This window comes from Wolbachia endosymbiont of Leptopilina clavipes (genome assembly GCF_006334525.1).
Taxonomy (GTDB): domain Bacteria; phylum Pseudomonadota; class Alphaproteobacteria; order Rickettsiales; family Anaplasmataceae; genus Wolbachia.
Map to the genome: position 1 here is coordinate 45,983 of NZ_QJHA01000026.1, position 14,551 is coordinate 60,533.

The 14,551-nt window shown below is 33.3% G+C and carries 9 protein-coding genes and 1 pseudogene; 7 read left to right on the plus strand and 3 right to left on the minus strand.

What is annotated here, in order from left to right; translation table 11 throughout:
* The first annotated feature begins 256 nt into the window (after window positions 1-256).
* From OUY_RS02425 to OUY_RS02435, 3 genes and pseudogenes are all read left to right on the plus strand, one after another.
* Window positions 257-1,975: pseudogene (locus tag OUY_RS02425) on the plus strand (hypothetical protein).
* Window positions 1,976-2,015: 40 nt separating this feature from the next.
* Window positions 2,016-2,612, plus strand: coding sequence for a riboflavin synthase (locus tag OUY_RS02430; protein WP_139686594.1), 597 nt, complete (start codon window positions 2,016-2,018; stop codon window positions 2,610-2,612).
* A gap of 57 nt (window positions 2,613-2,669) precedes the next feature.
* The gene (locus OUY_RS02435) at window positions 2,670-3,257 is read left to right on the plus strand and encodes a CvpA family protein (protein WP_029237697.1); all 588 of its coding nucleotides are present in this window, start codon (window positions 2,670-2,672) and stop codon (window positions 3,255-3,257) included.
* A 130-nt stretch (window positions 3,258-3,387) separates the two neighbouring features.
* Here the strand turns inward: OUY_RS02435 and OUY_RS02440 are convergent, their stop codons facing one another.
* A complete protein-coding gene (locus OUY_RS02440) occupies window positions 3,388-4,713 on the minus strand; it encodes a phosphomannomutase/phosphoglucomutase (RefSeq protein WP_010407162.1) in 1,326 nt (441 codons plus the stop codon).
* A 129-nt stretch (window positions 4,714-4,842) separates the two neighbouring features.
* Here OUY_RS02440 and OUY_RS02445 point away from each other — a divergent pair, with 129 nt between their 5' ends.
* The 4 genes from OUY_RS02445 to OUY_RS02460 all read left to right on the plus strand — a co-directional run bounded on the left by OUY_RS02445 (window position 4,843) and on the right by OUY_RS02460 (window position 10,144).
* On the plus strand, window positions 4,843-6,720 hold the full coding sequence (locus OUY_RS02445) for a coiled-coil domain-containing protein (RefSeq protein WP_139686595.1): 1,878 nt from the start codon (window positions 4,843-4,845) through the stop codon (window positions 6,718-6,720).
* A 170-nt stretch (window positions 6,721-6,890) separates the two neighbouring features.
* Window positions 6,891-8,420 carry an actin-bundling T4SS effector WalE1 family protein gene (locus tag OUY_RS02450; protein ID WP_139686596.1) on the plus strand — a complete coding sequence of 510 codons (1,530 nt, stop codon included), beginning with the start codon at window positions 6,891-6,893 and terminating at the stop codon, window positions 8,418-8,420.
* Window positions 8,421-8,654: 234 nt separating this feature from the next.
* Window positions 8,655-9,362, plus strand: a complete 708-nt coding sequence (locus OUY_RS02455; RefSeq protein WP_139686597.1) for a uroporphyrinogen-III synthase — start codon at window positions 8,655-8,657, stop codon at window positions 9,360-9,362.
* A complete protein-coding gene (locus OUY_RS02460; protein ID WP_010407149.1) occupies window positions 9,362-10,144 on the plus strand; it encodes an exodeoxyribonuclease III in 783 nt (260 codons plus the stop codon). The genes OUY_RS02455 and OUY_RS02460 overlap by 1 nt, the downstream gene beginning before the upstream one ends.
* Here the strand turns inward: OUY_RS02460 and OUY_RS02465 are convergent.
* Together OUY_RS02465 and polA are read right to left on the minus strand one after the other, a co-directional pair.
* A complete protein-coding gene (locus OUY_RS02465; protein WP_139686598.1) occupies window positions 10,131-11,060 on the minus strand; it encodes a hypothetical protein in 930 nt (309 codons plus the stop codon). The two genes, OUY_RS02460 and OUY_RS02465, sit on opposite strands and share 14 nt — an antisense overlap.
* Window positions 11,061-11,943: 883 nt before the next feature.
* Window positions 11,944-14,472, minus strand: coding sequence for a DNA polymerase I (gene polA, locus OUY_RS02475; protein WP_139686599.1), 2,529 nt, complete (start codon window positions 14,470-14,472; stop codon window positions 11,944-11,946).
* Window positions 14,473-14,551: the final 79 nt, after the last annotated feature.

Genomic DNA, 14,551 nt, shown 5'->3' on the forward strand with positions numbered 1-14,551 from the left:
GCAGCCGCTATAATTTTATGTAATTTGCCAATAAATATCTGAGTTTTTTTACTGAATTTTGTCATTGAATCTGCGCAGATCAAAAACAAGGATAAATACTCTTATTGTCATGATAAGGAAACTGATGAGGTTTGTAAAGTAACTTCTTCTGCTCTTATTGAATCTAACGCGCCGCTGTTATGCAAGGGTGCTATAATTATTAATTTATTGACTAATTATGTTTTTTTTATTTCACTCTACATTAAAAAATTTACTCATGCATAGTAGTAACATAGAAACTAAGAAAAAATACGAAATTGAGGGTTTACCTAAGTTTTTTAAGGATAGATCTAAAAAAATAAGTAAGGCATTTTCTAATGAAGTACTGGAGATTAGCACCATTCGCTCAAGAAGTGTTGTAAGTGATACACAAGAGTTTTCATTTAAGCTCAAGCTGCTAACAGAGGTAAACCCTAATACAATATTACCTCAAATAAAACATTTAATTGACTTTTTTAAATCTGCCTTTCTCAGGAGAAAAACTTCACAGCCAATATAAAAGTACCAAAAGAAAGTGAAGAACTATACAACAACCACCATAAAGCGAATAAAACTGTAGAAGAATTCATAAGTAATGCTTCAATTCAAATCCTTCTGCAGGGCATAACGATAACGCTAAAAACAGACAAAACATCAATCTAGATAGCTTGCAACAAATCGAGGCACTCTTAAATGAGAAGCTAAAACATGTAGAAAAAGCTAAAAGCGAGGAGCAAAGTCAAGATACGTTACAAGCAGAAGAAACTGAAAATAAAAACGAAAATGTGGTTGAAAAAGGGAACACGCAAGGCAACCAAATTGTGCAAGGTTCGTTTGGCTACAATATAGTAAGTAACAGAAAGCAAATTACACGCGCACCAGTAATTGTTGCTGCAATGCATGAAAATATTTCCTGGTTTAGGTCTCTTTTTCAGCCATTCAATTTTTTTAATACGGCACAATTCTTTTTCCCACAACTGCCCAAATTTTCTATACAGAGTAACAATATGCCACCTGGTGTTATTCCAGCACTTGACCAAAAAGAAAAAGAACCAGTGTTAGACACTCGGATAACAGAGGGTAGTATAGGAAATTTAGTCCCTCAAGAAACAGAGCGGGATATAGGTCAAATTAGGTCACACACAGATTATTTTAAGGCTAATAGAAAAAAGAAGTCAAAAAAGCAGGCTAAAGAATTATTGCAAGAAGAAAAACAATCAATCATAAAACAAGCTCAAATTGATGCTAGAGTAGCTATGATAGATAATTTGGCTGAGCATAAGGGAAAAAAACTCGATGAAATATTTATTGAAGTGATGAATGGATACAAAAATCAAGATCCAGAAATATTTCACAATATTTCCAACTCAGTGTTTAATATTGTTTACTTTCAAGATAAACAATTACATGAAGTATTAGAACCAGATGAGATATCAGAAGTGCTAGAGGTACTCAAAAGGCCACAAACCCCTAATAATTCACTTTTAGGTAAAGAATATTTACAAAAGCAAGTATATAGAAAAAAAGAGCAGTTGATTAAATTAGTTTCAGGCCAACCTTCTCCACAGCCTAAAAATGTTTCTCATGAAATTTTACCAAGCAAAGCTGTAGACCATTTACCAAAACAAATGAAGCTAAAACTCGATTGCCTACTAATATTAGGCTCAAATCACCATTAAAAGCTATGTTTTCTTCGAAAGAGACTTATTTTTGTCTATTTTTAGTAGCAGCTTCTATATCAGCACTCTGCCTATGGCACTTGCCGCTGGGAAAAGTGTCAATTTTAAAGGAATTGGTGCCAACAGAAAAAAGGGAAAGTATCGGTCTAACATTAAACATAGGGTTACCAATATTAATTACACTGTGCGTTTTGAACCTGGCTTACTTTCTATATTCTGAATATTCTGTAGAATCTATTGAGCAGATAAGTAAAAAAGATCTTCCTTTGCGCACCTAACAAATAAGATCTTTTGTGATATAATTATTTATTTTATTGCATGTTTAAAGGAATTATCAAAGATATTGGCACTATAACTGATATCACTATCCACCCTAACTCTGATCAAATCTTCCATATTGAGACACAAAATTTATCCTCTATAAACAAAGGAGATTCAATATCCTGCTCCGGAGTGTGTTTAACTGTTGTCAACATAATGAGCAATGTATTCACAGTTCAAGTATCTCAAGAAACCATGAAGGTTTCTAACTTAAATACGTGGAAAACAGGGAAAAAAATAAACCTAGAACAAGCAATGAAACTGAGTGACAGAATTGACGGCCACTTGGTTCAGGGTCATGTGGATGACACAACAGAAATTTTAACAATCAATCAAAATTTAGAATCTCATGAAATCAGACTATCATGCCCACAAGAATTAATTAAATTTGTTGCAAAAAAAGGTTCTGTAACGCTAGATGGAGTTTCCCTTACAGTAAATTCAGTTGTCGATCAAGAATTCACTGTGAATATCATTCCCTATACATGGAAAAACACAACTTTTCAGCATAATAAAATAGGTAATTACCTAAATTTAGAAGTTGATATGATTGCTCGGTACTTAGACCAGCTGATAAAATATCAACACAATTAATTTTACAACTTTGTTATTTACAACTATTATATCTTGAAAATCATATAGATACAAAATATGTTTTTCGATAGCCTAATTATCTTTATTATTGTCTTGTGTGTAATAATATCGATAACTAGAGGTTTTATAAAAGAGCTATGTGCATTAATGTTCTTGCTCTTATCAGTCTTTTTGACAGCTAGTTACTATGATTTTTTTATTATAAATTATAGTAAGTATTTTGACTCTAAAGTTACACAAAACATACTTTCTACAATCTCTGTATTTATCATACTTAATCTTACATTCATGACAATGAATAACTGGCTAATGTACATATTATCACCTATAAGGTTGGGATTAATGGATAGAGTTACTGGAATCTTTGTCGGAGCACTCAGAGGAATATTGCTTTCTTATGTACTATTTTTTGCTGTGCACTTATATTGCCACACAGTATATGATAAAAAAGAGGGAGAGTCTAAAATAGACGCAGAAGACATATTGCCCAATTGGATAATAAATTCACACTCTTATCAGGCTTTATTTGTGACAACAGAAGAAGTAATTAACATGTATGTACCAGAGTCATTGATACTAAAAATAAAAGAGATCGGTGAGGAAATGATTGATCAAGAAAAACCTCAAAACAATAAAGAAAAGTGAGTGTTGATTTTCTATAGCTAAACTATCCTAGACAGCTATTATCCACAGCAATTCGCTATAGGTTACCAATTCCTATTACTAATCAAACAAAACTGCAAACATTGACGAATAAGTAAATCATCAAAAAAATTTAAATGTATAATTTTAGTTCATCAATGTAATACAACAAAACTTTTTTAGTGAATTCAAAATCTTCTAAGGTATTTCCTTCACATCTTGCTGTTATGCAGTTTTGCGTATTTGATACTCTAAGAAGCCACCAACCTTTATCATCAGTTACCTTTATTCCATCAAGCTCTGAAAATACAATGTTTTGCTGCTTTAGTGTCTCCTTTATTGATTCAATTATTTGAAATTTTTTCTCATCCTTCACTACAATTTTCACTTCATGAGTGATATATAACTTTGGTAAATCTTTAATCATCTCAGATAGGCTTTGGTTTTTCTTAAGTAAAATGTCAATGGCTTTAATAGCAGAATATAGTCCATCATCAAAACCTAGCTCAGAAAAGAAAAAATGTCCACTCAGTTCGCCGGCAAACTTTGCTCCTTCTTCTACCATCTTTTTCTTAACTAGTGAGTGTCCAGTGGCACAGGTAATTATTTGCCCTCCTAATTTGCTAACGAAATCATGCACTTTCATACTCATTTTTACGTTGGCAATAACCTTGCTTTTTGGGTGTTCCGCCAATACTTCACGTGAAAAAATCATAAACAAGTGATCATTGGAAACAACATTACCTTTATTATCAATCAAGCGTACCCTATCACCATCACCATCAAGTGCAATACCAAGATCACATTTATCTTTCTTGACAATATCTATTAACTGAGCAAGATTTTTCTCTTCTATGGGATCTGGGTCATGCAGTGGAAACGTTCCATCTATAAAGCTATTGGTTACGATGTGTATATGATCTGGTAAAATCTTTTCAATATACCTTACAATTGTTGGGCTATTGCCAAAATCCCAAGCTATTTTTAGTTTTTGTGTAGCGTTATTCTTGAGCGCATTTTTTAATATGTTAACGTACTCACTATATATATTCGTGTTAATTAAGCTTCCAATTTTCGTGCTGTTTTTAATTGTATTGCCTATAATTTCCTTCATTTCTTGATCTGAGTAAACTTTTTTACTACTGAAAAATTTAAAGCCGTTATATTCTCTGGGATTATGAGAAGCAGTGATCATAATCCCAAGATCTGCCTGCATTGTTGCAGCGTAGAGCATAGGTGAAGAACAGAGCCCAACGCGTATAACATTCGCACCGGATAAAATCAAGCCTCTGATTAATTCTTTTTCTATGCTTGGTGAATCTATCCTGCTGTCATAGCCTACACAAACGTTAGCTGCAGTTTGACCAAATTTTCTGCCTATTTCATACCCATCACTGATCTGCAGGTCTCTGCCTACCACACCTCTAATATCGTATTTTCTTATAATAGTATTGTCCATACTGCACTTCTTGGAGTGGTTAATATATAACATTCCCGCCAAATACTCAAGTTTATTTAACTATAAGATTAGTTGATTTTTTAAAAAAATACGCTAATATTATAATATAGTTCTCTAAAAATAGAAATTATGCTAAAAGAAAACTTATTTATAGCTGAAAATCAAGGTTTAGATGTAGATGAGCAAAAGAAAAATGATATTTTAAGTTTCATTAAATCTTGCAAAAATTTTCAGGATTTTATCAGAAAACTAGAAGAAGAAAATTTAATCTGGTACTTTATTGGTCCTTTACACAAAGATGAGAACATTAAAGAACAGGTAAGTTCAAAGTGGAAAGAGGAGTTTCAAAAGTTTGAGCAATCAATAAATGCAACACATAAAAAATTCGCAGAATCTCTACCAAGTGAAAATTTCTTAGTATATACAACACAAGATAATGAATTTAAAATTAGATTTGAAAATAAAGAAAAACCAATAGAGATTAGCACCCTTTTAAGAGCCAGTGACGAAGGCAAGGTTTATAACCTATCTTTAGGGAAAGATAGTCAAATAACTGCAACCAAAAAAGGCAGCGAAAGGCACTATGATTTTACTGGTTCAAGCTCATGTGAGATGACCATTAACTGGCAAGCTAAGGATTCTAAAGGCAATAGCATAGATTGTAGCATGACTGTAGAAGTAAGTTCTAAGGGCATAAAAAGAGTGATTGATGAACCAAAATTTGGAGAAATAACTGACCCAGAAGAGGTATTAAAATTAGTTGAGCAGAATAAAGAAGTTTTTATCAACGGAAAAACTCTGCATCAAGCTTTTACTGACATGGGCAAAAGTGTGAACGAGCAGCAAACACCAGCAGAGGAAACATTTACAAAAGATTCACCACAGTCAGCTACACCAAGTAGCAGTGGATATTCTGCTCTTAATACACCTTCTTCACGCAGAAGTTCTTTGTCTATTAGTAGTGAATTTAATGGTGAAGATGAAATATTTGAGAGTGATACGTTTAGTGATGAAGAAGAGAACAAACAAGAAGGAAATGAGTTAGAGGAAGAAAACACATATCTCAAGAAGGAAAACGCGGAGTTAAAAAGCCGTAATACGAAGATAACAGAAGAAGGTGAAGCAAAAGCAAGTCAATTAATCGAGGGAAAGCAAGATCTGGAAAAAGAAGTCACAAGACTTAAAGATGAATTGAAAAGAAAGGAAAAAGAGTTAGCTGAAAAGGATAAAGACATAGAGCGATTAGCACAAAAAGTAACCGTACTAGAACAAAGTCAAAAAGATAAAAATGCTAGAATAACAGATTTAATTAATCAATTGAAAGATAAAGAAAGTGAGATTCAGTCAACAAATAGAATAAATGAAGAGCAGCAGGAAAAATTAGAGCAAAGTGAAGCTAAGTTAAGTACACTAGAAAAAAAGAATACAAATTTTGAAAATGATCTCAAGAAAACATTGGCAGAAGGTTTAAAGGATAATCACGAAAAGCAGTTGTTAGAAGAATTGACGGAAGAAAAAGGGAAAAACAATACATTGGCTAAAGAGATGAAACAATTGTCTCAAGAATTCAGTGAACTACAAAGAAAAAATGAAGATTTAGAGAGGAAAATTCGACAACTTGAACCCGGAAGATCACTTGCGGATGAGTTCAGTGAAGTAAATGCGAAAGTAGCTACTTCAACTGAAGCTGAATATGAAAGTAGACGAATCCAGGCAAGTAATCACGAAACTACAGTTCCTAAAACACAAGACCAAGGTACAAATGCAGGTATTGATGCATCATCTTCAACAGATCAAAAAAAGACCAAGGAAGAAGAAGCTCGAACAAACATACCAAAAAACATTATGGATTGGCCTATTCCAATTCCGAATGATAAACCAGAAGAGCAGGAAACTCCATTAGAGCCAACTAAGGTAAATACAGAATTATCAGATCCAAAATCAACCCCTGCTGAGATTCCTAAAAATCCACCCCTTCAAAAGGATGAGTTTTTACTTCAACTATAGCTAATCCAAACGAAACATCATACCGCAACAATCACTAATTTTCTGTGCTTTCAAAAAAACACATCAAGCAAAATCATTTGAGAGTAAGTGGACATTGTTAGATGAATTAACCCTAACTTAAGAATCAGATATATACAATATTAGTATGTTTAATTAATAGAAGGTTTAAAATGTCACCTAATGAAAAAAACTCTTCAAATTTTGTTGAAACTAAGCAAGATGATCTTAAAATGATTCAAGATTCTTCATTAAATTCAGATATCATTCACGATCCCAAGAAGCTAAAAGACAGAATTATGGATCTGTTAAAAGGAGATACAGAATTCTCCAAGATGAAGCAAGGAGATAAGGCCCTTGTAGTAGGTGCAGCAAGTGGATTATTTGCAGCAGTGTTACCATTTTTGGCAGTTGGTGCAACACTTGCTATACCAAGTGCTATAGTTGGTCTTACTCTATTTTTCGCTGCGAAAGTTGCTGTAAAAGCAGTTCAATCTGGATATAAAGGGCTCAAATGGTCAGCAGAAAAAACAGTTGAAGGAGCGAAGCATATTGGCGGAAAAATCAAAGATGGTGCTGTATATGCCAAGAATTCGGTAAAAGAAACTGCAAGTTCTGTAAAACAGTCAACACAAGAGAGATCTAGCTCTACATTAAGAAAAATGGGGGATAACATTCAAAACCTTGGAAGGAAGATGAGTGATAGTGGTGCAAGCATGTCTAGTTTAGATGGCATCGCATATTCAATAGGTAATGAAGATCAAACTGTTATTTTGAAAACAAAAGAAAAAACGAGAAGTTTTAATAGTGTAAAGGAAATGTTTGTCAAGGAAGTTTTTGAAGACAAAGGTGTGAATAGCTCTGCTTTAACTAGGAAAATATTTTCTAAGCTGGGGGAAAAAATATTAGAGAAAGCTTATTCTGTTGATGGTCAACACAGTGCCAAAAAGAACCTGTTGATCAACCGATTGAAGCAGCAAATAGATTTTATCAATAAATTAGATGCTAAGAAGTTGCAACATTCGTTAGCTAAAGATAATAGCAGCCTATATGAAATTTTTTCTGAACATCATGATGAGATTAAGGAAGTTATTAAAGAATGCAAGGAAGAGCATACTCGTTTTAGTACTTTAGAAAGGCTTAATAAGTCAGCAAAAAGGCATAAAGCAAGTTCTATGAATTCACTGGAAAATAGCTTATCAGGTAGTAGTTCAACGAGTTCTATAAGTACTGTTAGCAGCAAAGCAGAATTATTAAATCCTAATGAGCATAAGGAAGTAAAAGCACCTACTTCACTTTTGAGCAAGTTTTCATCATCACTAAAAGGTGGCAAAAAGCCAGAGGAAGCTACTTATATAAGATATCAAGATTATGAGTTGGATCAGATACAATCTGCGGAGATAGGAAATAGCCTTTTTTATGTTGCTCCGGAGAAACCGCCAAGAAGCAATTCAATGGGTTCTTTAAGCACTGACAGTACTGCTACAACTTCTAGCTTTGCCAGTTACCGTCGTAGTTCTGATAGTGGGTTCAATTCACCAAGTTCTTCTCCGCAACATGGTATGTTCACTGAGAAAAATGGCAAGTTAAAAATCCAAGCTGACTTAAGAAAGACAGGTTCTTTGGACAAATTGGTGGGACCTTCTTCAACAGTAACTGCTGAAGTCGATGTAGAGCATCAAGCTCCAAAAATGAAGATATAGAGAGTAAACAAAACTATCTATCTTCTTAAAAAAGATGTTACTCAGTGAGTAACATCTTTTTTTCATTTGATCAAAAACATTCGCTTATTTAAGATCAGTTTTCTAGCACTGGGCCAATTATGGAGTTTCTCTTGCCTTTTTTTCTAGGTTATGCAAGAAACTTGAAAAATAAAATTTTTATTCAATAATTTGTGTATAAGGGATATCATTTTACTGCTAGCGAAATAAACCAGAATGAAGTCTATTTTATTGACAAGGCCTTTATTAGATTCGTTGAGCACAAGAAGCATGCTAAAAAAATATGGATACAAAGTTTTTATAGAGCCAGTATTCACAATAAAGTACTTAAATCCTGATATATCTACGTATGAATTTGACGTTGTGATATCTACAAGTAAAAACAGTGTAAAGGCTTTCAGTCAAATATGCAAAGAGGATAACTTTTCGATTATTACAGTTGGTAATTCAACTATGCAGGCTGCAAAAAATTTGGGATTTTCCGATATAATCTCAGCAGACAGCAACGTTGATGGTCTGATATCATTCATAAAATCTCATTATTCAAATGCAATAAAGTTCTTATATATAAGGGGACAAGAAGTATCATGTGACCTAAAAAAAAGATTATCTGAAGAAGGTTTTAACGCAAGAGAAGTTGTACTCTATAAAACAATTACTAAAAGGAGTCTAAGTAATAGGTGTAAAAATTTACTATTGGACGCTAAAATTGATAGCGTTGCTTTTTTTTCCTCACAAACTGCAAGGGTATTTTGTTCATTAGTTCTAAAAAGTGGGCTATCTCCTGTGATGAATAATACAGTTGCATATACCATGAGTAAAAACATTGCTGATAGTTTAAAGTTAATCAAGTGGAAAAAAATTATAACATCGAGGTTGCCTACAGGGGAGAGTTTAATTGATATAATTAATAAGGATTGTTGATGCTAAAGATTGCAACTTGGAATGTAAACTCCATACGTAAAAGAATTAACCAACTTTGTAGTTTTATAGTTGATAGTCAGATAGATATAGTTTTGCTGCAAGAGATAAAATGTACAGAAGAGCAATTTCCTTATGCAGAGATAGAAGAATTAGGATATGAATATGCTGTCTATGGACAGGTTGCAAGAAATGGTGTTTGTGTTTTATCTAAATATCCAATACTGGAGAAGTTTAAAATTGATATTGTAGAGAGTCATCAAGAAGCACGTTATATAGAGTGTGTGATAAAACACACCAATAATAAGGTAAGGGTAGGAAGTGTATACGTTCCAAACGGTCAAAGCCCAGACTCTCATACTTTTGAGTATAAACTCAAGTTTTTTGATAACCTATATGAAAGGATGGGCACTTTGTTGAAAAATGAAGAGTTAACTATTATAGCTGGCGATTATAACGTTGCACTGGATGAAATTGATGTTTTTGATTCAAATTTATTAAATGGCCAAGTGTGCTTTCATATAAAAGAGCGTGAGAAATTAAGAGCGATCTTGAATCTTGGTTTTAAAGATGCATTTAGAATATCTCACCTCAACTTACAACAATTCACTTGGTGGAATTATCAAGGCAATTCACTCAGAAACAATCAAGGAATGCGAATAGATCATATGCTGCTATCGCCACAAGCTGCAGATAAATTGGAAACATGTTACATAGATGATAGGTTGCGTAAACTAGAAAACCCATCTGATCATACTCCTGTTGTATGTGTTATAAAACAATAAAAGACCTCTTCATATTTGGTAAATCTGTTTGCTGTCCTGTACTTTTAGCTGGCTGATCTAAAGTAGGTTGTTTAAGGGTAGCAGGTGTTTCTTTTCGTGGACTGCAAACTCGCTCAGAAGTAAAATGCTGTTTATTCTCTCCGTCTCCCTGAGAAATTTGTTCAGTAATCTCTTTGATTTCGGTTTTTAAAATATCATCAATGCCATTGCGAATTTTTTCATTCAATTTTTCTCTCTTTTCTGTATCATCTTTATCTGGTGAGCTAGGGTCATATAAAGTACCTGGCCTATTATTTGAAAAAAGAACCTCAACTCCTCCCTTTACGGCAAATATTGTACCAATAACAGCAGCAACTATTGCAAGTGTAGTAGGACCAAAAATTAATATTGAAGCAATGGAAAAAAGAATAGGAAGAAAAACTTTACGTAAGAACTTTGTTACCATCTCTTCATCACTAAGTGGTGGTTCATCATCCTCTTTTTTACCACCGCCTAAGAATGGTATTTTCTCTTTTAGCCCACTCATACAAGAATCAGAAATATTTTTCGGGTCTATTTTTATTCCCAATGGTAACCCAACAAGTTTTATTAGTGAATCCTTAGCTTCTGTACCACGTATATCAGCTACACAATCATCTACTAATTTCTTTATTTCAACATTCTTGACATTCTCTTTGTTCGCTAATTTTTTCTCTCTAACTTCTTTAAATACAGAAAGTAAAAACTGACAAAAATTCTCTTCACTGAGTGGTCTTATCTCTTCTGGATTGACATTAGTTAGTAGTATCTTCTTATAAGCTAATATAAAATAATCAGTTATTCCTTCGCTCTCCCTTAATTTGGCTTTACCTTCTAATACTTTCACAAAGTAATCGTAAATTTCCTTATGTTCCTTCTTGAAAAGTATCTCATTCATAATGATCTATTCGTACTAACCTATGCTTTAATTATAGCATATTTTTCGCATTAGTTCAAATTTCCTAAAACCTGTATCGAAAGGGGAAAAAGAAAAGAATAAAGCAAAAAATAGAAGAGTAACAAATGATATAAGTGATAAGGGAATGTAAAAAATTGCTTCCATATATTTTAAATCTGATTATAATTACAGTTAGAGATATTTTAAGAGCTCAAAATCTATCTTTGTCTGCAGACTTTTCAGTCAAATTTTTAATCAAAAAGCGTAGCGTATCTTCTTTAGTGCATGTAAATATGCTTAATCTCTGTTGTATGTGCGCTGCACTTTTTTCTAATCTTTTTTTTACACAGGGGGATTTTATGTCTAGAATTCCAGATATTTGACCTTTACTTTAGCTAAAAACCAATAGGCGCCTACTGTTTAACGCTAATTAAAATAAAAATTTTTCTAATATATAGAAAAATCACTGTTTACTGAAAGCGGGGCAAGAAAGCTGCTAATGTCACAGATTTTAGGTAAATGTTGTTTGCTTGACGTATGAGTGTACTCTCCTTACTTCAAGAACTCTTTAATATGACTACTATTATACTTACGAAATTAACCACTCAAGGCATCCGTTCAGGGGTGTGGCAAAATAAGGTAAAAGTGAATTTACAACAATAAGGTGTCATCCCAGTGCTTGACACTGGAATCCAGCCTTTTGTAGTCTCATTGAAAGCGTTGCTTTTAATATCTATGATTAGGTTGCTTGTGAGCAATTTGGATCCCAGTGTCAAGCACTGGGATGACATTACTTTTGCTTCAATATTTACACATTAGCCATGCATCTGAACAGATACTACTTAAGTCCTTTCAAGACAGGTTCTTAGGATCTACGGTATAATTAAGAAAAGCCCCAGTTGTCGCTAATTTTTATTTCTACTTCAAGTGGTATAGAAATTTCTACTGCATTTTCCATTATATCTTTCATAAGTTTTGCTGTTTCTTGCACTCTGCTCTCTTCCACTTCTACAAGTAATTCATCATGAACCTGGAGGATTATTTTACCTGACTTTAACTGATCAAAAAGCCGAATCATCGCGCGTTTTATTATATCAGCAGCAGTTCCCTGCAGTGGTGCATTTATTGCTGCCCTTTCTGCAAATTGTCTTAGATAAGGAATTTTATTGTTGATGTCTCTTACAAAACATCTTCTACCAAACAAAGTCTCTACATAACCATGATTTCTCGCGATAGATACTGCTTTTTCCATATAGACCTTTATTTCTGGGTAACAAGAAAAATAGTAATTAATGTATTCAGCAGCCTCTTGAAAGGTAATGCCAAGTCGCTTTGCAAGGCCAAATGGACTAATGCCATATATAATGCCAAAATTAATGGTTTTTGCTTTGCGTCTTAATTGCTCATCTATTTCTTGCACTCCAAAAACTTGTCTTGCAGTGATATCATGAATATCTTGCCTGTTTGCAAAAGCTTCTTTAAATGCGGTAACATTTGCAACGTGTGCCAGGATTTTTAATTCTATTTGTGAATAGTCAGCAGAAATTATCTTGCAACCTTTTGGCACAATAAAGGCTTTCCTGATAAGACTACCTTCTTCGCTTCTGATAGGAATATTTTGTAAATTAGGATTGCTAGAGCTCAGCCTTCCAGTTGCAGTCACAGTGATTGAAAAGCTTGTATGTATCCTACCATCAAGCGGATCAACCTGTTTTATTAACGCGTCAGTATAGGTACCCTTTAATTTACTTGAATGTCGCCAACTTAAAATTTTACCTGCGATTTCTGTCCCCTCCTCTTCAAGTGCCTCTAGAACTTCAGAGTTTGTGCTATAAGACCCAGATTTTGACTTTTTCTTTTTACTTAGCTCCATTTTATTAAACAAAACATCACTTAATTGTTTTGGCGATGCAATGTTGAATTTTTCTCCTGCTAAATTATGTATATCGTTTTCAAGTACAGCAATTAGCTGCTCAAACTTATCAGACAATTCCTGTAGTTTTTGAATATTGAGCAGTATTCCATTTTGCTCCATATCAAATATTACTTTCATGAGAGGTCTATCAAAGCGCTCGTAAATCGCAAAAAGTTTTTCCTGAAATAATCTTTGTGTCAGTTTCTCATGGATCGCTATTAAAATTTTTGCCGAGAAAGTTTCTACATTTTTACTTAAATTGTGTGCAATTATGTTTGGAATGCTGTGATCATGCTTACCTGTGTCAAGGCTGTATGACATGATCATCAGGTCATCAATTGAGTCTAGCACTCTCTCTATTGTAGGAAATATTTCTCTGATCTTTCTAATATCATGTACTATTTTAAGCACCCCATTTGAAAATAAAGTTGAATTTATTATAGTAAGTGCATCTTGTAGGCAGCTTTGATCTATGTAGAAAATATTATCCTCACTACAAGATAAGGAGATTTTGTTCAATCTATTGTTTTCAAAGTGGCAATGAATTGCAATTTTACCTTCATATCTGCAATGCTCCAAAAATTTTTCTAATTCTTCACTACTATATTCTATTTTCTCTTTTGTGCTAGATCCACTATAAGAAAAGAGCTTTTCTACTTTTCCTATCAATGAATTAAATTCATATTTCTTCAAAAAGGATAACAATTTTTCCATATTTGGAGGATGGACTTCATATTTTACAATATCATGTTGAAGATCTACTTTTTTGCATAGTGACAAAAGTTCTCTTGAAATTAGTGCTTTTTCCTTATGCTCAGTAAGAATATTACGAACTCTTGTTTGCTCAATGTTATTGATGTTTTCTATAATGTTATCCAACGAATCAAATTTATCCAGCAATTTAGCTGCAGTTTTTGGGCCTATTCCTGGAACGCCTGGAATGTTATCAGATGCATCTCCAGTTAGAGAAAATAAATCAAGAAGCTTATTTGAATTTACACCAAATTTTTCTATCACTTGTTTTTCATCTATGTATATATTTTTAATAGGATCAAATATTAGAATGTTGTAATTCAAAAGTTGAAATAAGTCTTTATCTGATGAGACTACTACTACTTTAAAGTCTTCGTGGTTGGCATATTTTGCAGCTAGTGTTGCAATTATGTCATCTGCTTCATAGCCTTCAATCTCTTCATAGCTGAAGTTAAAAGCTTCTACCGCTTCTCTCAGTATTGTAAATTGTGGAATTAGATCCTCAGGAGGTGTTACTCTGTTTGCTTTGTACTCAGAATATAAACTGTGCCTGAAATTTTTTTTGCCAGAATCAAGTGCTATAGTTAAGTAGTCCGAATGGGAAATATACTTCAGAACCATATTAAGAAAACCGTACACAGCACCTACTGGAATACCAGCTGTGGTAGTCAAATGATGCAAAACGTAATAAGCTCTGAAAAGAAAACCATAACCATCAATGATTGTGAAAGTTTTTTCTTTCATTGTAGATATTTATGTGTGCCTTTGATGGTCTTTTATTTAGCTATAAAAATCAAGCTCTTGTTTCCTATAGCCAAAATAA

Excerpts from the sequence above, each read along its gene's own strand:
- OUY_RS02430 (WP_139686594.1), top strand. The coding sequence starts at position 2,016 with ATGTTTAAAGGAATTATCAAAGATATTGGCACTATAACTGATATCACT.
- OUY_RS02435 (WP_029237697.1), top strand. The coding sequence starts at position 2,670 with ATGTTTTTCGATAGCCTAATTATCTTTATTATTGTCTTGTGTGTAATA.
- OUY_RS02440 (WP_010407162.1), bottom strand. The coding sequence starts at position 4,713 with ATGGACAATACTATTATAAGAAAATACGATATTAGAGGTGTGGTAGGC.
- OUY_RS02445 (WP_139686595.1), top strand. The coding sequence starts at position 4,843 with ATGCTAAAAGAAAACTTATTTATAGCTGAAAATCAAGGTTTAGATGTA.
- OUY_RS02450 (WP_139686596.1), top strand. The coding sequence starts at position 6,891 with ATGTCACCTAATGAAAAAAACTCTTCAAATTTTGTTGAAACTAAGCAA.
- OUY_RS02455 (WP_139686597.1), top strand. The coding sequence starts at position 8,655 with ATGAAGTCTATTTTATTGACAAGGCCTTTATTAGATTCGTTGAGCACA.
- OUY_RS02460 (WP_010407149.1), top strand. The coding sequence starts at position 9,362 with ATGCTAAAGATTGCAACTTGGAATGTAAACTCCATACGTAAAAGAATT.
- OUY_RS02465 (WP_139686598.1), bottom strand. The coding sequence starts at position 11,060 with ATGAATGAGATACTTTTCAAGAAGGAACATAAGGAAATTTACGATTAC.
- polA (WP_139686599.1), bottom strand. The coding sequence starts at position 14,472 with ATGAAAGAAAAAACTTTCACAATCATTGATGGTTATGGTTTTCTTTTC.